The organism is Tardiphaga sp. 841_E9_N1_2 (assembly GCF_051811065.1).
Taxonomy (GTDB): Bacteria; Pseudomonadota; Alphaproteobacteria; order Rhizobiales; family Xanthobacteraceae; genus Tardiphaga; species Tardiphaga robiniae.
On record NZ_JBPWQC010000001.1, the window covers coordinates 6,152,244 to 6,174,347 of the forward strand.

General features: G+C 57.8%; 17 protein-coding genes. 15 read left to right on the forward strand and 2 right to left on the reverse strand.

Translation table 11 applies throughout. The annotated features are described in order from the left end of the window. The first annotated feature begins 11 nt into the window (after positions 1-11). From AB8A50_RS29430 to AB8A50_RS29470, 9 genes are all read left to right on the forward strand, one after another. Entirely contained in the window at positions 12-1,343 is a 1,332-nt protein-coding gene (locus tag AB8A50_RS29430) for a hypothetical protein (RefSeq protein WP_439079823.1), read from the forward strand. A gap of 252 nt (positions 1,344-1,595) precedes the next feature. Further along, the gene (locus tag AB8A50_RS29435; protein WP_439079824.1) at positions 1,596-2,786 is read left to right on the forward strand and encodes an acyltransferase family protein; all 1,191 of its coding nucleotides are present in this window, start codon (positions 1,596-1,598) and stop codon (positions 2,784-2,786) included. Positions 2,787-2,895: 109 nt separating this feature from the next. Further along, positions 2,896-4,335, forward strand: coding sequence for a UbiA family prenyltransferase (locus AB8A50_RS29440; RefSeq protein ID WP_439079825.1), 1,440 nt, complete (start codon positions 2,896-2,898; stop codon positions 4,333-4,335). Continuing rightward, complete coding sequence (locus AB8A50_RS29445; protein ID WP_439079826.1) at positions 4,332-4,760, forward strand: GtrA family protein; 429 nt, start codon at positions 4,332-4,334, stop codon at positions 4,758-4,760. Before AB8A50_RS29440 ends, AB8A50_RS29445 begins: the two co-directional genes overlap by 4 nt. After that, positions 4,757-6,079, forward strand: a complete 1,323-nt coding sequence (locus tag AB8A50_RS29450) for an FAD-binding protein (protein ID WP_439079827.1) — start codon at positions 4,757-4,759, stop codon at positions 6,077-6,079. The genes AB8A50_RS29445 and AB8A50_RS29450 overlap by 4 nt, the downstream gene beginning before the upstream one ends. After that, entirely contained in the window at positions 6,079-6,819 is a 741-nt protein-coding gene (locus AB8A50_RS29455; RefSeq protein WP_439079828.1) for an SDR family oxidoreductase, read from the forward strand. The genes AB8A50_RS29450 and AB8A50_RS29455 overlap by 1 nt, the downstream gene beginning before the upstream one ends. Positions 6,820-6,982: 163 nt before the next feature. Then, the gene (locus AB8A50_RS29460) at positions 6,983-9,196 is read left to right on the forward strand and encodes an AAA family ATPase (protein ID WP_439079829.1); all 2,214 of its coding nucleotides are present in this window, start codon (positions 6,983-6,985) and stop codon (positions 9,194-9,196) included. A gap of 582 nt (positions 9,197-9,778) precedes the next feature. Then, complete coding sequence (locus AB8A50_RS29465) at positions 9,779-10,780, forward strand: polysaccharide biosynthesis/export family protein (RefSeq protein WP_158550426.1); 1,002 nt, start codon at positions 9,779-9,781, stop codon at positions 10,778-10,780. 197 nt (positions 10,781-10,977) lie between these two features. Then, positions 10,978-11,301, forward strand: a complete 324-nt coding sequence (locus tag AB8A50_RS29470; RefSeq protein ID WP_439079830.1) for a hypothetical protein — start codon at positions 10,978-10,980, stop codon at positions 11,299-11,301. 1,311 nt (positions 11,302-12,612) lie between these two features. Here AB8A50_RS29470 and AB8A50_RS29475 read toward each other — a convergent pair. Beyond that, on the reverse strand, positions 12,613-13,641 hold the full coding sequence (locus AB8A50_RS29475) for a leucyl aminopeptidase (protein ID WP_439079831.1): 1,029 nt from the start codon (positions 13,639-13,641) through the stop codon (positions 12,613-12,615). Positions 13,642-13,668: 27 nt separating this feature from the next. Then, positions 13,669-14,403, reverse strand: a complete 735-nt coding sequence (locus tag AB8A50_RS29480; RefSeq protein WP_439079832.1) for a TetR/AcrR family transcriptional regulator — start codon at positions 14,401-14,403, stop codon at positions 13,669-13,671. A gap of 252 nt (positions 14,404-14,655) precedes the next feature. Here AB8A50_RS29480 and AB8A50_RS29485 point away from each other — a divergent pair, with 252 nt between their 5' ends. The 6 genes from AB8A50_RS29485 to AB8A50_RS29510 all read left to right on the forward strand — a co-directional run bounded on the left by AB8A50_RS29485 (position 14,656) and on the right by AB8A50_RS29510 (position 22,088). Continuing rightward, the gene (locus AB8A50_RS29485) at positions 14,656-15,714 is read left to right on the forward strand and encodes a Rieske 2Fe-2S domain-containing protein (RefSeq protein WP_439079833.1); all 1,059 of its coding nucleotides are present in this window, start codon (positions 14,656-14,658) and stop codon (positions 15,712-15,714) included. Further along, positions 15,701-16,654 carry a PDR/VanB family oxidoreductase gene (locus tag AB8A50_RS29490; protein ID WP_439062594.1) on the forward strand — a complete coding sequence of 318 codons (954 nt, stop codon included), beginning with the start codon at positions 15,701-15,703 and terminating at the stop codon, positions 16,652-16,654. Before AB8A50_RS29485 ends, AB8A50_RS29490 begins: the two co-directional genes overlap by 14 nt. Positions 16,655-16,684: 30 nt before the next feature. Beyond that, on the forward strand, positions 16,685-17,926 hold the full coding sequence (locus tag AB8A50_RS29495; protein ID WP_439079834.1) for an FAD-dependent monooxygenase: 1,242 nt from the start codon (positions 16,685-16,687) through the stop codon (positions 17,924-17,926). A gap of 137 nt (positions 17,927-18,063) precedes the next feature. Further along, entirely contained in the window at positions 18,064-19,287 is a 1,224-nt protein-coding gene (locus AB8A50_RS29500) for an ABC transporter substrate-binding protein (RefSeq protein WP_439079835.1), read from the forward strand. Positions 19,288-19,362: 75 nt separating this feature from the next. Next, positions 19,363-21,294 (forward strand): ABC transporter permease, encoded by a 1,932-nt coding sequence (locus AB8A50_RS29505; protein ID WP_439079836.1) that lies wholly within the window; start codon positions 19,363-19,365, stop codon positions 21,292-21,294. Beyond that, a complete protein-coding gene (locus AB8A50_RS29510; protein ID WP_439079837.1) occupies positions 21,291-22,088 on the forward strand; it encodes an ABC transporter ATP-binding protein in 798 nt (265 codons plus the stop codon). Before AB8A50_RS29505 ends, AB8A50_RS29510 begins: the two co-directional genes overlap by 4 nt. The last annotated feature ends 16 nt before the right edge of the window (positions 22,089-22,104 follow it).

Sequence of the window (22,104 nt, forward strand, 5' to 3'; positions counted from 1 at the left end):
TTGAGGCAATCATGCAGGCCGAGACGAGTTCTTCGAATGACGCAAGCGCCGTCAAAGAGATGGCTCACGCCGCAGCTCATTATATCAAACCGGGCGGCTCATTCGTCCTGCTTGGCATTGCCTTTGTCCTGACGCTTGCGATGCTGTCCCGTAACGGCATTTTCGGCGTTGTCGAAACATTCTCGGACGAGCATGATCACTTCAAGCGGTCAATGATGTTTGCCAGCATTGTCCGCGGAAATGCAAATCTCGAGGCCATCGGCACATTCTATGCGGGGGGAATCTGGCCGCCGCTCTATCCGATGCTGATGGGCAGTATCCAGGCACTAACGAATTGCGGTGTGGGGTTTCTTCGGGGAACCAATGTATTGCTTGCCTATGGTGGCTTTGCGTTTTTGATCGGCGCGATAGCGCAGCCATGGGGTCGCTATATCGGTATCGTCGTTGTTGCTCTGTTCGTTATCGGGACACATTATTACTTTCAAATTCGTCCTGAAAGCCTTGTTCTCCTGTTGCTCGGTGCCGCGATATTTCTGATCGTGAAGTATCGCCTGTTCTCCGTTGGTACGCAGGGGCAACCTAGCCGATATGTGCTTTGCGGGGCGTTGTTCGCGATGGCTTGTCTGACACACGCTTTCGTTGCGGTGCTGGCCATTTATCTTGTGATACTCGCTCTGCTCAGGATCCGGTATCGGTTTCATTTTGTGGTGGCATTTGCCCTGATCGCCGGGCCCTACGCTGCTGCGCAGGCGATGATACATAACGGCGTGGTGCTATTCGCGACCACGGCCGAGGAAAATCTTGCACGGAACAATAATGTTTTCCTTCGGAATCATGAGCGACCGCAGGCGGATGAACTGCTTTTCGCGGAAATCGAGCGGCGGTATAAAGCGGGTGACAAGGTGACATACCCGCGCCCCATGTTGTTGCCCCAGGGAAGATACGAGCAGTGGCTCCATGACGAAAACAAGCGCCGCATATTCAAGGAAATGGCCATGGAGGAGGTCCGCGCCGATCCGGCGGGCGCAGCGATCCGGGCGATGCAGCGCGCCACAGGCCTGATTGGCGGAGAGGGCTGTGTCCCGGGCCAGCGTTATGGCTGTAATGTCAGCCCAAAACTCGACCTGATGGCATTCTACGGCCTCGAGCTAATGGCACTCATCGGTTTGATCTATGCGGCACGAAGTGAACGAATTCGAGTTTCATCATTCTCATTTGCAATCGCATGCGTCGCGTTGCTCGCTCCCATGATTGTCACCCAGGCGGTGGAGCGCCAGTTCGCTATTGTGCTGGTATTGGCATCGTTCGGTGGATTGGCTCGCCTCAAATCGCCGCGAACATAGGCACTGCGCGCGACGCGGGCACAGTCCGCAGTGCGAGTGGTGCGCTATAGGACATCGCGTGCTTCCGAAGGAAAACCTGCGGAAGGCTGATTTTACTGAAAAGTAAGTCTCGGTTCCGCCCAACTAAACGTGGAAGTGTAGTTTCTGGAGATGTCGCAAATGAAGGCGTTTCCTGCATATAATATGTACTTGCCGAAAATTGTACGCGTTCGCTAGCCTACTCGAAGTGGAATTTTCCTTTAGGAGGATCCATTGCGTTTCGCAGCTTTAGACGGCTGGCGTGGTATAGCAGCCATCGGGGTTGCAGTTTTCCATCTCAGTGTTCTCGGTCATTTTTTTGATATTCCCTTTGTCCGAAAAGCGGATGTATTTGTCGATTTCTTCTTTGTCCTGAGCGGTTTTGTTCTTACTCACGCTTATGGCAACCGCCTTTCGAACAAGGACGAGTTTTTTCGTTTCGCTATTCGTCGCTTCGGCCGGCTGTGGCCGCTGCACATTGTCACTACGCTTGTTCTGCTCGCAAGCGAGGTCCTGAAGTATGCGACGATGAAGTTTGCAGGCCTCGGTGCGGGTGCGCCTGCATTTGCCGGACGAACGAGCGTGGAGGCGCTCATCTATAATGTGTTCTTGCTGCATGGCCTTGGCTTCTTCCCGGACTTCACCTGGAACCTGCCGAGTTGGAGCATCAGCACTGAATTCTACGTCTATGCAGCATTCGCGAGTGTTTGCGTGGTGTTCGGACGACCATCCGTGGTGATTGCGGGGGTGGCCGCTGCGCTGGCTGCCGTCGTCTTCTACATGTTGATCGGTCAACGTACCGGGCCGCCGCCGCTCTATACCGCTGTTCCGCGATGCATGTGCGAATTCTTCGTCGGCGTTTTCGTCTACCGGCTCTTTCGAATGACGCCGCCATCGGGGATGCGCGTAGCGTCGTGGTTCGAGGTCCCAATCGTTATCGCGATGGTCGTGCTGGTTTCGATTTCATCCCGCAGCCAGCTAGCTTTCGTGAGTCCGTTTCTCTTTGGAGTGATGGTCTTTGTCTTCGCGGGCGGGGGCGGGATCGTATCGAACGGGCTCATGTGGCGGCCGCTTCAGAGCATGGGAGAGATTTCGTACTCGATTTATTTGGTTCATTTTGTTGTTCTGACCATTTTCAATGCGCTGACACGGGCGCTGGAGCAAAAACTGCATATGCCGCTGCGCGCGCAGTTCGTTCATGACGGAGCGCCGTTCGATGTTCTCACGGTGGGCGGCCCCTGGTTTCTGGATCTCGTAGCGGTTGGCTATCTCGTCATCGTGATCTTCGTGTCGCGTCATACGTACAATCTAATTGAAGTCCCGGCTCGGGATTTTTTCAACAATGTGGCCGCAAACATGTTTCCGGTCGCACCTGCGGGAAGTGCGGAAAAGCCGATTCCGTGTGGCCTGCGGGATGCGCTCTGAAGTCCGAGGCGGTGACAGGCGGGTCTTCGATGGGCTGGCGCAACGCGAGACGAGATGCAGACGAGTTGATGTGACCTGAAATACTGTGAGGCGAGCTGGAGTAAGGCGTATGGGCTTAGCAGAAGCGTCGTTATCCGGTATGTCGGTTCCACTTATTGTCGATGTCGACGGAACGCTCCTGAAGACAGATTTGCTCGTCGAGACATTTCTTGCTTTGCTCTCACGCAAGCCATGGAGAGCGCTGCTGGCACTGGCGGAGTTGCGGAAAGGCAAGGCTGCCTTCAAGGCGCGGCTAGCGAGCGAAGCCGAGATCGATATCTCGCTGATGCCCGTGCGGGAAGAGGTCATCACGTTCCTTCACGGTGAGAAGGCTCGAGGGCGGAAGATCTATCTCGCGTCAGCGGCAGATGCGCAGCTTGTATCCGCATTGTCCGATCACCTCGGCCTGTTCGACGGTGTGCTTGGATCGGACGGCACGATCAACCTGTCTGGTGCTGCCAAAGCGGATGCCTTGTGCGAGCGATTTGGCAGGGCTCAGTTCGACTATGTTGGCGACAGCCGAGCGGACCTCAAGGTCTGGAGCACCTGCAACGTTGCGATCGTCGCGGGTGGTCGGGGCGCGTGGCACTCCGGGATTTCAGGCGGCCAGCCCGGCGTGGTGGAGATTGTCGGGTCCCAGCCGGGCCTTCGCGATTACATCGCGGCGCTGCGCCCGCATCAATGGCTGAAGAACGCGCTCGTGTTTGTTCCCGCTATCGCCGGGCACGTCCTGATGACGACCTGGTTCGGGTCGATCCTCGCCTTCATCAGTTTTTGCCTGTGCGCGTCCGCAGTCTATATTCTCAATGATCTACTCGATCTACGAGCCGACCGACAGCACCCGCGCAAGCGCAATCGTCCGTTCGCATCAGGGCGCGTTCCCATCATCCATGGGGCGGTGATGGCGCCGAGCCTGTTGCTTGCGGCGTTCTCCCTCACATTGTTCCTGCCGAAGGTCTTTGCGGTCGTCTTGGCCGGCTACCTGGTTTTGACAACGCTTTATTCCTTTTGGCTCAAGCGCAAAGTGTTGGTGGACGTCATCGCGCTTGCGTGCCTGTATGCCGCGAGGGTGGTCGGCGGATCAGTGGCGACCGGCGTGCTGATCTCGCAGTGGCTGGAAGCATTTTCCATCTTCCTGTTCCTCAGCCTCGCCCTCGTGAAGCGTTCCGGCGAACTAGTCGATCGCGTTAAGAGCGGACGTGGTGATCCGGGCGGACGGGGGTATCGGCTCGACGATTTGCCGGTCATCGAGTCCATGGCCGCTGCCAGCGGCTATTTGTCGGCGTTGGTGATGGCGCTCTACCTGAACAGCGAGGCTGTCGTAAACCTCTATAACAAGCCGCATCGACTGCTGCTGATCTGCGTGGCGTTGCTGTTCTGGACGAGCCGGATGTTGCTCAAGGCTCATCGCGGGCAGATGGATGATGATCCCATCGTTTTTGCTGCGCGGGATCGAGTCAGCCTGGGCGTAGGAGCGGTATGTCTCGGTATCGTGTATATCAGCCTATGAAGCCATCGACTCACAGCCTGATCGCGACTTATGTCGTCTTTTGCGTCATAGCAATGGCGACCAACCTCGGGACGCAGAACGCATTAAACTGGCTGTTGGTAAAGCAGGGAGTCGCGGACCAGTTTCGACTGCTTATCGTACTCGCCGGCGGTACACTGGCGGGCCTTCTGATTAAGTACGTGCTGGACAAGCGCTATATCTTCGAGGACCGTAGCCGCGACCTTAACTCCCATGCGCGCAAGTTCTCGATGTATACGGCGATGGGACTAGTGACGACGGCCATCTTCTGGATATCCGAATCCGTGGCGTTCTTCATCGTGCCGACGACAACGGGATTGATGGTCGGCGGCATGATCGGACTTACGATCGGTTATGTCATCAAGTACCACCTCGATCGGCGATTTGTCTTTGAGGCGGCGGTATGATGCTTTCGGGATGGGGGCGATATCCTGTGCTGCCATGCACAGCCCGGAAGGCGCGCGGCGAAGCTGATGTCATAAAATTAATGGCTTCAACAACAAGTCTGATCGCTCGTGGAGCCGGCCGCGCCTATGGCGACGCGGCACTGAATTCGCAGATGACGCTGCTGATGGAGGGCAGCGACCGCATTCTTTTTTTCGACGACCAGACGGGTCGTCTGACATGCGAGGCGGGAGTGCTTCTCGCGGACATCCTGAACGTCTTCGTACCGCAGGGGTGGTTTCCGCCCGTTACGCCGGGCACGCAATACGTGACTGTGGGAGGCATGATCGCCTCGGACGTCCATGGAAAGAATCATCATGGCGCGGGAAGTTTTGGCGAATATGTTGAGTCCCTTGAACTCGCGGTTAGCGATGGACGAACGTTGCGCTGTGCGGATGATGAGAATGTCGACCTGTTCAATGCCACGATCGGCGGCATGGGACTGACCGGCGTCATCCTGCGCGCGACCTTCCGCATGCTGCGCATCGAGACGGACTTGATCGTTCAGGAAACGATCCGTGCAAACAACCTGATAGAAGCTTTTGACGTGCTGGAGTACTCGCTTTCTGCAACGTATTCGGTCGCATGGATCGATAGCTTGGCAAAAGGAGACAGGTTTGGCCGCTCGGTTGTGTTCACGGGAGAGCATCTGTCGGCAGCGGAATTGCCGAAGGATCGGGCATCTGTGCCATTTTCCGCCAAGCTTCCGAACGGGCGAAAAGTGCCATTTGACCTTCCCGGAATGACTCTGAACAGATTTAGTGTATCGGCCTTCAATGCACTCTATGTCGGATCGCGCAAATTCGGGCGCTCGTTGATCAATTTCCAGCCTTACTTCTACCCTCTCGATAGTATCGCGGAATGGAACCGGATCTACGGGCGCGCGGGCTTCATTCAGTATCAGGTGGCATTTCCGCGCGAGAGCAGTTTCGAAGGGATAAGCGCGATCCTTCGGACTGCCTCTGACTACGGACTGGGGTCATTTCTCTCCGTATTGAAGCTCTGTGGCAGACAGCGGAATAGTCCACTCTCGTTTCCACGGGAGGGCTACACGCTGACTCTCGACTATCCCATTAGAGCAAGAACTTTCAGCATGCTCCTCGAACTTGATCGTATCGTCGATGATCACGGGGGGCGGATCTATCTGGCGAAGGATGCCAGGATGGGAGCCCGCATGCTGGAGCGCGGATATCCGCGGATCTCCGAATTTACCGCCGTACGACAGCGGTTTGATCCGGATCGCAAAATGCGTTCCTTACTCTCTGACCGACTGGGCATTTAATGATGATCGCTTCGCCTGTTTTGATCGTGGGTGCCGCGTCCGACATCGGACGCGCGATTGCGGCGGAGTATGCCAAGGCGGGCGCTTCGCTCATTCTCGCCGCGCGAGATGTCAGCAGGCTAGAGCCCGACGTGAAGGATCTGTTCTATCGATATAAGGCAGACGCGCAGCTCATGGAGCTTGATATTCTTGACGAGGGGCAGCGTGAAGCACTGCTTGGAAAATTAACGGAGGTTCCCGGTACCGTCATTTCCGTTGCCGGCGTTCTCGGCGACGAAGCGGACGCATGGAGCAGTGCCGCTGCTGCTAACCACATCATGCAAGTAAATTATGTTGCTCCGTCCCTATTGCTCGGGGCCTTCGCCAATCTCATGGCGGACCGGCCAGGCGCGTGCATCATTGGAATTAGCTCGGTCGCGGGAGACCGGGGCCGCAAGAAGAATTATACATATGGTTCCGCGAAGGCGGGTTTTACTGCGTTTTTATCCGGTCTGCGTAATCGCTTCGGATCGAGCGGACTTCACGTGCTCACGGTCAAGCCTGGATTTGTCGCCACCCGAATGACTGAGGGAATGGCGCTTCCGCCGCTTCTGACGGCGAGTCCGCAGCAGGTTGCCAGTTCCATTATCAGTGCCCACCGCAAGAAGAAGGACGTACTCTACGTGCTGGGTATCTGGCGAGGGATCATGTTCATTATCCGGGCGATCCCGGAACGTATGTTTAAATCCATGGATATCTAAGAAGGAACGAGAGTGGAGATATCTGAGTGAGGTCGTGGCCGATATCTGGCACCGTCCTTGCTTACCATTTGGGTCGGCTCAGAAGATTTCGAGTCCAACTGCCTTTCTATGCTTTCTACGACGCGCAGTATTGTGAAGTAGTGTCAGAGTAAGGGAGCATGCCGTGCTCGAATTGCATCGAAATTCGTTTCGTGTTGACCAAGAGATCAATCAGGCGCCGCCTTTTGGCGATCGAAGTCTGAGCCTGTCCGGCTTCCTGGCAATTTTCCGCCGAAACCGTTGGTTGGTCATAGGCTGCCTCGCCCTCGCCTGGGGCATTGGTGCGATCGTCTATATGACGTCTCCCAAGCTATACACGTCTAAGGCGCGCATGATGCTGGACGCGACGAGGTCAAAGTTCCTGTCGTCGCAGCAAGCCAGCGCGCCCGACGGGGTTTTGGATGCCATGACCGTCGAGAGCCAGGTCGAGGTGGTGCGATCGGAAGGCGTTGCGATTGCTGTCGCCAAGAAATTGGATCTTGCCAACGATCCTGACTTTACTTCGCCAGGCGGGTCTCCAGTGGCGACTGTTATCCGGTTTGTTGTTGGTCTTTTCACGGAATCGTCCGATCCGAGCGAAAGCCGGGTTTCGCGTGCTGCGGTCGATAATCTACTCGAGAATCTGACAGTCACTCGGGTTGGATTGACCTACGTCATCGAGATCAGCTTTCGCGCCCGCGATCCAAAGAAGGCTGCCGTCATCGCTAATGCGTTTTCGGATGCGTATATCGCGGGTCAATTAGAAGCAAAGTATAGCGAAGCGAAAAGAGCGGCCGACTGGCTGCGTGAACGAATTGCTGAACTTCGGCAAGAGTCGTTCGTTGCTGAAAGCGCCGTGCAGGATTTCAAATCGCAGAACAATATCGTCGACACCAAGCAGGGCCTCATTAGTGAACAGCAATTAGGCGAACTGAACACGCAACTGGTGCTCGTCCAGGGGCAGGTTGCGGAGGCCAAAGCACGACTGGATCGTGTGAACGTGGTCATGACCGAAGGTGTCACTAACGCCGCGGTCGCAGATACGTTGAAAAGTGAAGTTATCAATCGAATGCGCCAACAATATCTCGATATGCAGCAGCAAGAAGCACAACTGTCGAGAAAGTACGGGCGCGAACACGGAGCCGCCGTCAACCTGCGAAACGTGATGACTGGTCTCGAGCGGTCGATGGCCGACGAAGTAAACCGCGTTGCCGAGGCGAACAAAAGCGACTACCAAATTGCCCTGCTACGTCAGCAAGCGATCACTGCAAACGTAAATACCTTGATCAAAGGCGAAGCGCTGACGCGCAAGGCGCAGGTGACCCTACGCCAACTTGAAAGCACTGCGCTGAGCTATCGCGCGATTTTTGACTCGTTTCTTCAAAAGTATGTGCAGTCGAATCAGCAAACTTCGGTTCCTTCCACGGAAGCGCGCGTTATCACGATTGCGACGCCGCCAGAAAAGAAGAGCAATCCAAAGGGCGGCATCATTCTTGGTATCGCAAGCGCGCTTGGCTTGATGGCCGGCGCAGCCGCTGCGTTTGGGCGCGAGGCACTCGATCGGACGTTCCGCTCGACTGAGAGTGTCGAGTCGACGCTACGCGTTTCTTGTTTCGGAGCTTTGCCGTTCGTAGCGGGGAGGAAATTGCGCAGGTCGGGACCGAAGATACTAGGTTTGGGAGAGCCTAAGACCGATGCTCCGGCCCGCGACCTCGACCCAGGCGAGTCAATTGCGCGCTACGTCATTAATGATCCATTCTCGCGCTTTGCTGAAACGCTTCGCACGATCAGGGTCGCTGCTGATCACGCCGGATTGATCGGGAAGTCGAAGGTCATCGGCGTTGTTTCAGCGATGCCTGAAGAGGGGGCAACCACAATTGCTGCTAATCTCGCTCATTTGGTGGCGCATGCAGGCAATCATGTGTTGCTAATAGACGGCGGTCTGAGGGATGCCGGCCTGACGCGTGCGCTGGCTCCAACGGCGGCAACCGGATTACTCGATGCGATCGGACGTCCTGAAGATACCAATGAATTTTTCTGGCAAGATGGTGAAACGGGATTGAAATTCCTGCCAGCGATAACGCAGGAAAGACCGATCCACACGGCGGAGAAACTCTCGTCGGTCGGGATGGATTTGTTGCTGAAGAAGGCCAAGGAGAACTTCGATTACATTATCATCGATTTGCCGCCGCTAACCAAAGCGGTAGATGCCAGGGCCATCAGCCCTCTGATCGAAAAATTCGTCTTCGTTGTGGAGTGGAGAAAGACCTCGTACGACGAAGTCATTGGTGCCCTGTCTACGGCACCAATGGTCTATGAGAAAATGCTAGGCGTTGTGCTTAATAAAGCGGCATCCTGAAAGTATTATTTGAGAGCTCGTCGGGTGAACTGTGCTTATTCGATTGGCATGAATCCGCGGTGCTCTCTGGCTCATGGGAGCCTCTCAACTCTGCTCTCAAGACTCCCAATGATATCAGTATGTTATTTTTGGCTTTCCAGCCATAAGCATTCGTTAATCGTCTTTGGTCATCATCGATTAACCGATGTTGCCTGAAATCCTCCATTCCCAATAAAAAAGCACTGGTAGTTCAAAGGGGTTGGACGAGTCTGACCTGCCTTGGTACGGCATCTGCAGGCTGTTGTTCAGAAATGCGTTTGCGTTCTTGCCAATAAGGCTGCCCCTTTGATGAAGATGTCTACGCCAACCAATTCCGAGGGCGGTTTACGGATTGCGCTTTTCTCGAATTGCGCGCGGCCTCGGCCTGTGTTGGCAGGGCTGGCATTTGTCTCGTTACTGTTGGGAGGCTGTGCGGGCGGAGTGCTTCCGTCCAGTGGTCCTCCGTCGGCTAGGGTCTTCAAGGAGTCGGTCGACACCGTTGGTAACCCCAATTCGACCGTCGGCTATGTTGTAGTTAACCTCCGCCCCGAGGTGGTTACGCATTTGAATTCCGAAGATGGCGGGCGGCTCTTTAGCAACATGCGGGGACGCGCGAAGACGAGTGTTGCGCTTGGAATCGGCGATGTCGTCAGCATCACAATTTATGAGGCCCAGCGCGGCGGTTTGTTCACTTCGACCGAAGGCAATGCCGCGCCTGGCAACGCTGTGGAGCTGCCGCGTCAGCAGGTCGACCTGGCCGGCAACATCACCGTGCCTTATGCTGGCGCCATCAAGGCTGCGGGCCGGTCGCCGCAGGATGTGCAGCTTGAGATCAAGAGTAAGCTAAGCGGCCGTGCGATCGATCCTCAGGTCCTTGTTTCGGTCGCGGATCGAATCTCCAACAGCATCAGCGTTCTTGGCGAGGTGAATACGCCTGCTCGTATTCCGATCGAACCTGGTGGCATCCAGCTGCTGCCAGCGCTTGCCCGAGCGGGCGGCACAAAGGCACCGGCGTTTGAAAGTCTCATTTCGATCCAGAGAGAAGGGAAAATCGACAGCGCGCTGCTCGTTGCTGTAAATGAACGGCCCGACAACAATATTCAGCTTCGTCCCGGTGATGTCGTGACGGTTACGCGTCGTCCGCGCTATTTCTTGGCTTTCGGCGCGACTGGTCAGACAACAACTCTTGGGCCCCTGGATCGTCGCTTCCCGTTCGACTCGTACCGTATGTCTCTCGGAGACGCTCTCGCCAAGGCCGGCGGTCTTCAAGATGACCGCGCGCAGGCGGCAGCCGTATTTCTCTATCGATTTGAGTCGCGCCAAGCACTTGAGCGCATGGGCGTAGACGTCAGCCTGCATCCCGGCCCGCTTGTCCCGACAGTGTATCGGGCAGACCTCGAAGATCCATCCGGTTACTTTCTCATCTCAGATTTCATCATGCGTGATCGGGATATGATCTACGTCTCGAACGCGCCCTCTGTTGATTTCCTGAAGTTTATCACTCTTATCCGATCGGTCCCGCAGACAGTATCCGACTACAGGGTGGCTGCGGAAGCTCGCTTCTGATTCTTTGAAATCGCGCGCATCAGATGCACGCTCGCCCATGTGTCCAAAACGTGGGCGCCTACCGCGAATGCTAACAAGATTTTGCGCCGCGGAATCGAATATTCTGGACTCTGGGTGTAGTTCCGTTAGTTCGATAGTTGCTTCACAAAATTTAGCTTGGGACGCATTAATGTTCTGCTTAGGCGGCGAGAGCTGACATGAGCGTCATCATGATGCTGATTATAATCAACGGGCTGGCTGGCTTTGCGCTCGGTCTGCTTGGACGGAGCGGCATCGCAATTTTTGCGCTACTTGGCTCGATGCTTCTCTCAGCAATTGTGCTCTCAGCTAATGTCGAAGGCCAGATTGTTTGGAAGACGCTTCTTTGCATGTTCACCGGGCAAGCCGCGTTTCTATTGGCTTCCGTGTTCGTCTTCTTGCGGAGCAATAAGCGCCGTTCTTCCGAAATTCCTCTATCGCAAGATGCCGCAATCAAGGAAGCAAAGCGGTGGGAGAAGAAGCCTGCTAGCAAGACGCACTAATTGTTAAGGACCGATGGCCGGTATGCGATCAGGGTGCCTTTCAAGACCTTGAGCTAGCCGGCTTATGGGGGCGGTTTGGCGCATAGACATGCTCCGATGATCTCGTGGGGGCTAACTACTGGCTATGTCCGCTGTTGGCGCAAAGCCGCCATCCAGGCGCATCGGTCTCAATCTTGGCTTGGTCCAGATCATGTTAGATCGGCAACGCTTCGAACTCTGCATGCGTGCATCCAAATCTCGTGTGCAGCAGCTACGATCTGCACAGAAATTGGTCTTGAAGACAGAAGTAGTCTAGGGCGATCTATGCGTACACGTCCTTGGGAAGCCCCGGGCAGCCACCCGCCATCTCGCCATCCACTTTGCGCAAGCGCAGTCGGTATCGAAACCGGCTGCGTTTTTATTAGAACTGAGCTCATGCAAGCCCGTCGACAAATTTTCGGACAAATTGACGGCGGCTGCCCTGTTACTAGTGGCGACTACCAGTGATTCGTTCAATATCACGGACGTGCTCGCCGGCGGGCCGAGAGTGTTTCGCACGAAGTTGATGCAGTCGCGATTGCATCGGGAGAGGCCGTTCGCTGCGGGACCACGTGACAGGAGCAGTCTACCACTTGGGTGATCAGGTTCGCAGGTCTGAGGCGAGAATCGTCACGCGAACGCGTCCGGGGGGAGCCGCCGTCAATTCGACTTGGTGGCCCGCGGCCCTAGTCGTTCCCGCGATGCGAAGGGGAGGCAGAGGATCCATTCTCAGGCGACCAAATCGCTTGATACGTGTTTCGCACGCCGCCTTCGGATTGAGGATGGCTCGCGTCATACTCGGCTGCGATAAGATGGCCGTAGGACCATTCAAGCACCCGTGAAACATTGAGCTTCCACGATGACCAGTTTGGCGAGCGCATGTCGCGTTCCATTCGGTTGGCGGTTGAAGCATCCAACGAGTGCAAGCAAAGGATATGCCACTACTTCCTAGTGTTGCTCCCAGTGCCCATATAGAGAAGCACTTTCCCTCGTGTATTTACCCACTGCTGGCCGCGAAAGGCGCCAGTGTTCTTCGGAATTGCGTGCGCGCCGTACTGTGCAAGCGCTGTCTTTGCGCAGCAATCACGGCGTGGGTCGTCGAGAAAGAACTCGACAGCATGTGAAGTTTGTGTACGGCCAACTCGGTTGAGACGCCAGCTCCGTCGGGAATTCAACCGAAGCCTCTGTAGAAAACAGCGGGCAACGCACGTCGGCTCGGGTTTGAAAGCGCGCCGATCGATGCACGCAATACGCCAGACAAACCGGTTGCGTCGCACAGGGGCCCGCGGCCGCTTAACGGCTCATTTGGATCTCCTTCACGACCACATCGCCATCGATCACGACGGCCTTGTCGTCGAGCAGAAGTGAGCAATTGCGCATCGGGATGTCCAGGTGGCAGGCGGTGTCGTTGGGGCCTCCCAGTTCGCTGTTCGGGCCCGTCGAGAACATGACGTTCCCGTAGAAGCTGCGCGGCTCCATTCCCATTCCGCCGGTAAATTCGCCCGGTACGAAGTTGTGCCATCTGGCCTGCGGGTTCATGCCCCAGCCGACATGACTCATGCCGAAACCGCGTTTGTCGTTGAACGAAGCCATATAGGCTTTGACTATCTCCGCCTCAAGGCCACCGCGGATGTCGGTGACCCAGCCCTTCTCGATGGTGTAAGTGATCGGTTCACGAACCATGATGTTCTGCGGAAGCAGGATGTCGCCGGTCGCGACTACAATCTGACCATCGACCCCGTCATCGTCTCCGCCGGTGAAGACGAAGCCCGAGGGCCAATGATCCCAACGGCCGGGCGTGTCGTTGCAGGCGTATTCCGCTATCGTATCGTAAGTATTTAGCTTGTAGGTCACGTCGGTACCGCTCGGCGACGTGATGCGCATCATCTTCGCCTTGTCGAGAAGACCTGCCGCAATTTCGACCTTCTCGCGCAATTCCGGATAGGGGAGCATTCGGGCAAGCAACGCGGGTGGCTCGACTGCGGTGAGGATACGAGTGCCGGCGGCCTGGATCGCAAATTGCTCGGGCGAGAACAGCAGGAAGATGCAGTCGATCAGCATGTCGCAATTCTTCAGCGCTTCGACTGCATCGGGCACAGCGGCCAGGCCTGTCACGCCGACGTTCCAGCCCGCGGTCGGCATCGGTGCGGGAAGGCGCATGTGATACATCCTGGCGCCGAGACGCTGGCCTGCGGCCATGAACGCATCAGCGTATGACAGTCGGTCGCTGCCTTGAGTCAGGACGACTAGACGCTCGCCCTCGCGCACGCCGGACATCTTGAGCTGATGCAGGCAGATTTCAGTGAAGCTGGCGTGATCCATCACTCTTCCTCTCGTTTAAATCTGAACTCAGCTTCTCGCAGCCTTCTTTTTTTGCACACCAACAGCCTTCGTCGGCTCGCGGCACATGCCGCCGGTGATGAAGGCGACAGTCTCGGCCATCAATCTGGAGCCGTCTTTCGGATCGTACGACTCGGGCACCATGTCCTCCATGCGGTTCGTATCGGATAGAGCGTAAAGATAAGTGCCGATCATGAGCGTCATCCGCCAATGCACGTCGAGCCGTGAAAGATGCGGCAACGCCTTGTGCAGCGCATCGATATAGAGGTGCGTGGACTCGTCATAAGCCGTCTTGCGCAGCTCGTAAGAGAGGTTGGGTGGCTCGGTATGCAGCCTGGCGTGGAGCCGCAAGAAGGCGGGCCCTTGCTCGGTCGCACGGAGGTCCAGGACCGGCCGAAGGAAGGCTTCGACGATAGCGACGACGTCCGTTGCCTTTCCATCGGTCTGTAATCTCGCCAAGCTTTCGATCCGCGCATCTGCGATCGGCGTCGCACGTCGAAGAAATGTTTCGCTGAAGAGGTCGAACTTCGAGCCGAAGTAGTAAGTGATCAGCGCCTGTGTAACTCCGGCGAGCACGGAAATCTCCCGTAGCGTGGTGCCCGCATATCCCTGATTGGCAAACACGACCTCGGCGGCATCCATTATGCCCTCGCGCATCGCTCCCTTGCCGCCTTCGGGCCGCCCAGGACGTTTGATCGGTGGCTCAGCGGACAAGACGCCTCGCCGGCCGGACACGCGGTTCATGCTGGCCTCCTCATGAATCCGATGCCGTGGCAGCAATTCGAGCACAAAGGCGCACAAAATCGGTGCAGCCGATGTGGCGAAGATAGAAAAGATAGCATTGTGGACCCCTGAGGCGTCGATGCCGATGCCGTTTCCCGCCGTTTCATGGGATGGCACGAGGATTGCTACCAGAAATTATATAGCCGGCCAACCAAACAATTATATGGCCGGCTAATTAATGTAACTAGCTGCGGCCAATCTTGAGGAGCATCAATGTCCGTCACGACCTTATCGGCCCAGCGGCCGATCACCGCGCAGGATGGCTGTCAGGATCCGGTTTTGCTCAACGACTGGCATGTCGTCGGCTATTCCTCCGATTTCGCCTCCGACAAAATCCATCCCGTTCGCCTGCTCGAGCGCGACTTGATCGTCTGGCGCTCGGCCAACGGCGACATCCATGTCTGGGAGGACCTCTGCATTCATCGCGGCGCCCGGCTGTCGAGAGGCTGGATCAAGAACGATCGTGTTGTTTGCCCCTATCACGGCTGGGAGTATGACGGCGGCGGTCGCTGCACCCTCATGCCTGCTGCTCCCGACGAGACGCCGATGAAAAAGGCGCGCGCCTTCCCCTATCAGGCAGTTGAGCGCTACGGCTTCGTGTGGGTGTGTCTCGGCGAGCCGACGGCCGACATACCGGTGTTCCCGCAATGGGATGATCCGAGCTTTCTGAAGGTCCATAGCGGCCCCTATATGTATTCGGCCAATGGCTTTCGCTCGATCGAAAACTTCATCGATGCCAGCCACTTCCCGTTCGTCCATGCCGGCCTGAACGGCGTCATGGACAATCCGGATCGGCTTGAGCCCTATGACGTGTATGAGCTCGATACCGGCCTCTGCTCGTCGGAAATAAAGGTGTTTCAGCCGTGGGGCGATGCGCGCGGCATTCCGCTGATGGCGTTCTACACCTATCACACGTTCCGTCCGCTGGTGGCCTACTTCTCGAAGCGAACCCAGCAAGCGGACAAGTTCGGCAATATCGTTTCCGACAAGTCCGATATCTTCGCCACCTTCTTCGTCTGCCAACCGGTCGATGAGAAGACGACTATCGCGCGCGTTTGCGCAGCGATGAACGTGAATCCGCATCCCGATCCGAAAGTCGTGCGTGATCGGGCGGACGTGGTCTTCAATCAGGATCGCGAGATCGTCGAGTCGCAGCGACCGGAGCGCATTCCAACGGAGCTGCGCTACGAGTTGCATCACCGAACGGATCTGATGGGGCAACGCTACCGGAGCTGGCTGCGCGCCAAGGGCATCACCTATGGCGTCATCTGACCTCGGTTTGAGGTTGCGGCTGGTCGAAGTGCGATACGGAGCGCCGGGGATCAATCTCTACCGGCTCGCTTCGTCCGACGGCGCGACGCTGCCGGCTTTCGAGCCCGGCGCTCACCTAGATCTCGAGGTGGCGCCCGGACTGATGCGGCAATACTCGCTGCTTTGGCCGCAGCCAGCTTCGGACTGCTACGAGATCGCGGTGCAGGAGGCGTTCGACGGAAGAGGGGGCTCGCGTGCCTGGCATCGGCAGTCGGTCGCAGGGGAGATCTATCAGAGTTCGATCCCGCGCAATCATTTCCCGCTCGGCACTACCAACGAGACGACACGTTACCTGTTCGCTGGCGGCATCGGCATCACGCCAATCGTCTCGATGTATCGCAAGCTTGTCGCCGATGGTCAGCCGGTACAGCTGCACTATTGGACGCGCAGCCCCGAGGCGACCCTGTTTCATGCCGAGCTTGCCGCCATCGCCGACGGTAGCGTGCGGATTCATCACACCAGTGGACCAGCGCCACGTCTCGCCGATGTCCTTGCGGATACGCCGATGGAGGCGCCGCTCTATTGTTGCGGGCCGACACGCATGATCGATGCTTTCGACGAACTGACCGAGCGGCGTTCGATCGACCTCGTGCATCGCGAGCGTTTTGCCGTGGCGCCGGTGGATACCGGCCCCACGGGCAGCTTCACCGTTCGTCTGGCGCGCTCGGGGCGCACGCTCGATGTCGGGACACAGGAGACTGTGCTCAGCGCCTGCCTCGCCGCCGGAATCGATCTTTCCTACTCATGCGAGGAAGGCGTCTGCGGTGCTTGCGAAGTCCGCGTTCTCTCGGGGCGCGTCGATCATCGCGACCAAGTGATTGCGCCCGCGGCGAGAGCGTCTTCCAGCACGATGATGGCCTGCTGCTCGCGCGGGCTGACCACACTCGAGCTGGACCTTTAATTCACGTGACGTCCTGTGATCGGAGACAACATGAAACATAATTTCCAAGTAGCCATCATTGGCGGCGGTATCGGCGGCGCGGCACTGGCCCGCAGTCTGGACCAGCTCGGTATCGACTATCACATGTTCGAACGCGCCTCGGCCTTGAGCGAAGTGGGTGCCGGCGTGCAGATGACGCCCAACGCCGTCAAGGTGCTTGAAGCGCTTGGCCTGGGACCGGATTTGATCGCAGCGGGCTTCCTGCCGGAGGCCATGGTGGGATGGAATTGGCAGAGCGGCGAAGAGCTGTTTCGTACGCCGCTCCGAGAAGTATGCCCTCGAGTGTTCGGGGCCGAATTTTATCACGTTCATCGCGCCGACCTGCACACCATGCTGGTGAAAGATATCGCGCCTGAGCGCATCACGTTCGGTGTATCTTGCACTGGGCTGCGTCAGCAGGCTGGGCGCACGATCGCCTGCTTCGACGATGGCAGCGAATATGCGGCCGATCTGGTGGTCGGCGCCGATGGCGTTCGCTCGGCTGTCCGCGCCGCGCTCTGGGGCCAGGAACCGGCCAGCTACACCGGGCATATGTGCTGGCGTGCCCTTGTTCCGGTCGAACAGTTTCCACTGCCTTTCGTCACGCCGACGTCTGCCTTCTGGATGGGACCGAAGGGGCATGTGGTGACCTATTACGTCAAGGGTGGCGCGATGGTGAACATCGTTGCCGTCAATGAGAATCACGATTGGGTCGAGGAGTCCTGGACCATCAAGAGCAGCCGGCAGGAACTGCTTGATGGGTTCGCGGGCTGGAACGACAACCTGATCCGTCTGTTCGAGCTCACCAATCCCGATCAGATCTACAAGTGGGGGCTGTTCGATCGCGATCCGATGCAACGCTGGTCGCGCGGTAATGCCACGCTGCTCGGTGATGCCGCGCATCCGATGCTGCCTTTCCTGTCGCAGGGCGCAGCCATGGCAGTCGAAGACGGCTATGTTCTCACGCAGGCACTGAGCCATTTCGGCCCGGGCGATCTCGGCGCGGCGCTCGATGCCTATGAGGCCGAGCGCCGTCCGCGCACCACGCGTGTTCAGCTCGAGGCACGTGAGCGTGGCCGCACATATCATTTGTCCTCTCCCGAAGAATCGAAAGCGCGCGACCTCGCATTCAAGCTCGAGCAGGCGAAGAACCCCAACGCAGTCGGGATCAAGGCTGAGTGGGTCTACCAATACGACGCCCGCACCTGCCGTGATCGCTTCGGCAAATCCCCGGCTCTAAGCGCGGCTTCCTGAGAAGCATCCACTCACATGGCATGCTTCGGGTCGACATTTGCTCGTTCGGCACGGTCGATCGTCAGGAGCTGTTGTCTCGTTGTTCCGAGCACCCACCCACGTTCCACGATCATATCATCCACCGGAGAAGGTAAGTCATGATCAAGCAAGTGAGTTTTAGACACGTCCTACTGTCTGGCTTGGCGACGATTGCCATTGGAGCCTCGGTTCCGGCCAGGGCCGACGACCCCATCAAGATCGGCGAGATCAACAGCTACAAGTCCCAGCCGGTCTTCACCGACGGCTACAAGAAGGGCATGATGCTCGCCATTGATCAGATCAACGCCAAGGGCGGTGTGGCCGGGCGCAAGCTCGAGCTCATCACCCGCGATGACAATGCCAATCCGGGCGAAGCGATCCGCCAGGCAGAAGATCTGGTCACCCGCGAAAAGGTCGACATTCTTGCCGGCGCCTTCTACGCGCATATCGGTACGGCATTGACCGACTATGCGAAGCAGAAGAAGCGCTTCATGCTGATCACCGAGGCGCTGAGCGATAACATTGTCTGGGCCGTCGGCAACAAATACACATTCCGCCTCGACTCCTCGACCTATATGCTGGTTTCTTCACTGGTGGATGAAGCGGTGAAACTGAAAAAGAAGCGCTGGGCACTGATCTATCCGAACTATGAATTCGGAACGTCGGCTGCATCGGCCTTCAAGAGGCTGATGAAGGAGAAGCAGCCGGACGTCGAGTTCGTCGCCGAACAAGCGCCGCCGTTCAACAAGATCGATGCTGGAAGCGTGATCCAGGCGCTCTCCGACGCCAAGCCCGAGGCCACGTTCAACGCATTGTTCGGCTCCGATCTCGCCCAGTTCATCCGCGAGGGCAATACGCGTGGATATCTCGGTGACCAGATGCCGGTGTTCAGCATCATCACCGGTCAGCCTGAATATCTCGAACCGCTGCGCGATGAGATCCCCAAGAACTGGATGGTGACCGGTTATCCCTGGTACAGCATCAAGACGCCAGCCCATCAGGAATTTCTGACCGAGTATCAGAAGAAGTACGGTAAGGAGAATCTGCGGTTCGGGTCGATCATCGGCTATTCTACGATCAAGGCCATCGAGGCGGGTGTCGCCGCATCCGGCGGAAAGACCGACAGCGATTCGCTCGTCGCAGCGTTCGAAGGGCTCAATTTCGATACGCCGGACGGCAAGACCAGCTTCCGCAAGATCGATCATCAGGCGACCTGGGGCCTCTATGTCGGCAAGCTCGCCGTCGAGGACGGCAAGGGCGTGATGGTCGACTATCGCTACGCCCCGGGCGACAAATTGCTGCCGTCGGACGACGAAGTGCGCAAGCTGCGTCCAGCCGACTAACCCAATGCCGGGCGTCCTCCTATCGAGGGCGCCTGGTCGCGTTTGAGCGCCACATCTGTCCCGAGCGAGACTGCCATGGATCTGTCTGCCTTCTTGGCTCAATTGTTGAACGGCTTGGCCGGGGCGTCGTCCCTGTTCCTGGTGGCGACCGGCTTGTCGCTGATTTTCGGCGTCACCCGGATCGTCAATTTTGCCCACGGCTCGTTCTTCATGCTCGGCATGTATGTGAGCTATTCATTGATCGAACGTATCGGCGTGGGGCCTTGGCGGGCGATTGGTTTCTGGGGCGCGCTGGTGCTCGCAGCACTGGCTGTCGGACTGCTCGGCGCGCTGGTGGAAATTCTGCTGCTGCGTCGGATCTACAAGGCGCCCGAGCTGTTTCAGCTACTGGCGACATTCGCGCTGGTGCTCGTCTTTAATGATGCCGCACTATGGATCTGGGGGCCGGAGGATTTGCTCGGTCGTCGTGCACCAGGCCTGGAGGGTGCTATCCAGCTCTTCGGTCGTGCCTATCCGAGTTACAATCTGTTCCTGATCGTGATCGGCCCTGCGATTTTCGGCCTGCTCTGGATGCTGCTAACCAAGACGCGCTGGGGCGTCATGGTGCGTGCGGCAACCCACGACCGCGAGATGCTGGGCGCGCTCGGCGTCAATCAGGCGTGGCTGTTCACCGGCGTGTTTGCGCTCGGCTGCATGCTGGCGGGACTCGGCGGAGCGGTCCAGCTTCCGCGTCAGCCGGCGAGTCTCACCGTCGATATCTCGACGATCGGTGATGCGTTCGTCGTCGTCGTCGTGGGGGGCATGGGCTCTATCCCCGGTGCCTTTCTGGCGTCGCTCCTGATCGCCGAAGTGAAGGCGATTTGTATCGGCATCGGTACGGTTCATCTCGCGGGGATTGAGATCTCGTTCTCCAAGCTCACTCTGGTGGTCGAATTCCTGATCATGGCGGTGGTTCTTGTGATCCGGCCGTGGGGGCTGTTGGGACGGCCGCAAGCAACCAGTCGTAACTCGGCGCCGGTCGAAGCACCGTTGAAGCCGGGTTCCAACTGGTTTCGCATGACGGTCATCGGCGTCTTCCTGTTGATGGCGGTGTTGCCTATGCTCGATCAATCGCTGCCTTATGCTGCGGTGCTCGGTCAGGACATTCTTGTCGCGGCGCTTTTCGCGGTCAGTTTGCATTTCATGATGGGACCGGGCGGGATGCATTCCTTTGGGCATTCCGCCTATTACGGCCTCGGTTCCTATGGTGCGGCGATCCTGGTCAAACTGGCATTCATGCCCATGCCGCTCGCGATGCTGGTCGCTCCCCTGGTGGCCGGTCTTGGCGCCTTGCTGTTCGGCTGGTTCTGCGTCCGGCTGTCGGGCGTCTATCTCGCGATGCTCACGCTCGCCTTCTCGCAGATTGTCTGGTCGGTCGTGTTTCAATGGGATGCGGTCACCGGCGGCTCCAACGGCATGGTGGGCATCTGGCCGGCCGATTGGCTGAGCGGAACGCGCTACTACTACTTCACCCTCATACTGGTTGGGCTCTCGGCCTACGCGCTGCGGCGGTTCGCTTTTGCGCCGTTCGGTTATGCGATGAGGGCCGGACGGGATTCAGCGCTGCGTGCCGAGGCCATCGGTATCGATGTGAAGCTCGTGCAGTGGCTGGCCTTCACGATCGCCGGCGTGTTCGGCGGATTGGCCGGCACGCTCTACATCTTCTCCAAGGGCAGCGTTTCGCCGGATGTGATCTCGGTCAGCAAATCGGTCGACGGGCTCGTCATGGTTCTCTTGGGTGGCATTCAGTCACTCACGGGGCCTGTGATCGGTGCGGCGGTGTTCGGTGTGCTGCAGGACTGGGTGATGCGCGCCACTGATTACTGGCGGGCTTTGTTCGGCGGCATCATTCTGTTTCTGGTGCTCGCCTTCCCGGAGGGACTGGCGGGTATCTCGCGCCAGATCGAAACCTTATGGCAGCTGTATCGTCCAGCCGTGGGCGTTGTCCGACGGGAGAAGCTGACATGAGTGGCGCGCTGCTTGAGGTCCGCGATCTCTATATGACGTTCGGCGGCGTATGTGCCGTCGATGGAATCACCTTCGACCTTCATCCCGGCGAATTGCTGGCGTTGATCGGCCCGAACGGTGCAGGCAAATCCACCACTTTCAATATGGTCAACGGCCAGCTGCGTGCCTCGCGCGGATCCGTCCGCTTGGCCGAGCAAGAGCTGGTCGGGATGAAGCCGCGCGCAATCTGGCGCCTGGGCGTCGGGCGCACATTCCAGATCGCGGCCACATTCGCATCCTTCACGGTCGTGGAGAACGTGCAAATGGCGGTGATGTCCCACCAGCAGCAGATCTTTTCGCTATGGCGCCCCGCCGCAAGCCGTTATCGCGATGAGGCGTTGATGCTGCTCGCGCAGGTCGGCATGGACGCGCAGGCTGACCGAGCTTGCAGCGAACTGGCTTATGGCGACATCAAGCGCGTCGAGCTCGCCATGGCCCTGGCGAACAATCCCAGGCTGCTACTGATGGACGAGCCGACCGCCGGGATGGCGCCACGCGAACGCAACGAATTGATGGCTTTGACCAAGCGGCTGGTGATCGAGCGCGACATGGCCGTGCTGTTCACCGAGCACAGCATGGATGTCGTCTTCGCCCATGCCGACCGCATCATCGTGCTCGCTCGCGGCAAATTGATTGCGGAAGGGGAAGCAGACGAAATCCGCAGTCATCCCAAGGTCAAGGAAGTCTATTTCGGCAACGGCCTGACTTTCGAACATCCGCCGGAACCGGCCGTCGCGGCAAGGATACCCGCATGACTGCATCCGTGAATCC

Bases quoted from the DNA above. Each gene is read 5' to 3' on its own strand.
- AB8A50_RS29505 (WP_439079836.1), top strand. From the start codon at position 19,363: ATGGATCTGTCTGCCTTCTTGGCTCAATTGTTGAACGGCTTGGCCGGG.
- AB8A50_RS29455 (WP_439079828.1), top strand. From the start codon at position 6,079: ATGATGATCGCTTCGCCTGTTTTGATCGTGGGTGCCGCGTCCGACATC.
- AB8A50_RS29430 (WP_439079823.1), top strand. From the start codon at position 12: ATGCAGGCCGAGACGAGTTCTTCGAATGACGCAAGCGCCGTCAAAGAG.
- AB8A50_RS29510 (WP_439079837.1), top strand. From the start codon at position 21,291: ATGAGTGGCGCGCTGCTTGAGGTCCGCGATCTCTATATGACGTTCGGC.
- AB8A50_RS29445 (WP_439079826.1), top strand. From the start codon at position 4,332: ATGAAGCCATCGACTCACAGCCTGATCGCGACTTATGTCGTCTTTTGC.
- AB8A50_RS29475 (WP_439079831.1), bottom strand. From the start codon at position 13,641: ATGGATCACGCCAGCTTCACTGAAATCTGCCTGCATCAGCTCAAGATG.
- AB8A50_RS29450 (WP_439079827.1), top strand. From the start codon at position 4,757: ATGATGCTTTCGGGATGGGGGCGATATCCTGTGCTGCCATGCACAGCC.
- AB8A50_RS29485 (WP_439079833.1), top strand. From the start codon at position 14,656: ATGTCCGTCACGACCTTATCGGCCCAGCGGCCGATCACCGCGCAGGAT.
- AB8A50_RS29480 (WP_439079832.1), bottom strand. From the start codon at position 14,403: ATGAACCGCGTGTCCGGCCGGCGAGGCGTCTTGTCCGCTGAGCCACCG.
- AB8A50_RS29500 (WP_439079835.1), top strand. From the start codon at position 18,064: ATGATCAAGCAAGTGAGTTTTAGACACGTCCTACTGTCTGGCTTGGCG.
- AB8A50_RS29470 (WP_439079830.1), top strand. From the start codon at position 10,978: ATGAGCGTCATCATGATGCTGATTATAATCAACGGGCTGGCTGGCTTT.
- AB8A50_RS29490 (WP_439062594.1), top strand. From the start codon at position 15,701: ATGGCGTCATCTGACCTCGGTTTGAGGTTGCGGCTGGTCGAAGTGCGA.
- AB8A50_RS29495 (WP_439079834.1), top strand. From the start codon at position 16,685: ATGAAACATAATTTCCAAGTAGCCATCATTGGCGGCGGTATCGGCGGC.
- AB8A50_RS29440 (WP_439079825.1), top strand. From the start codon at position 2,896: ATGGGCTTAGCAGAAGCGTCGTTATCCGGTATGTCGGTTCCACTTATT.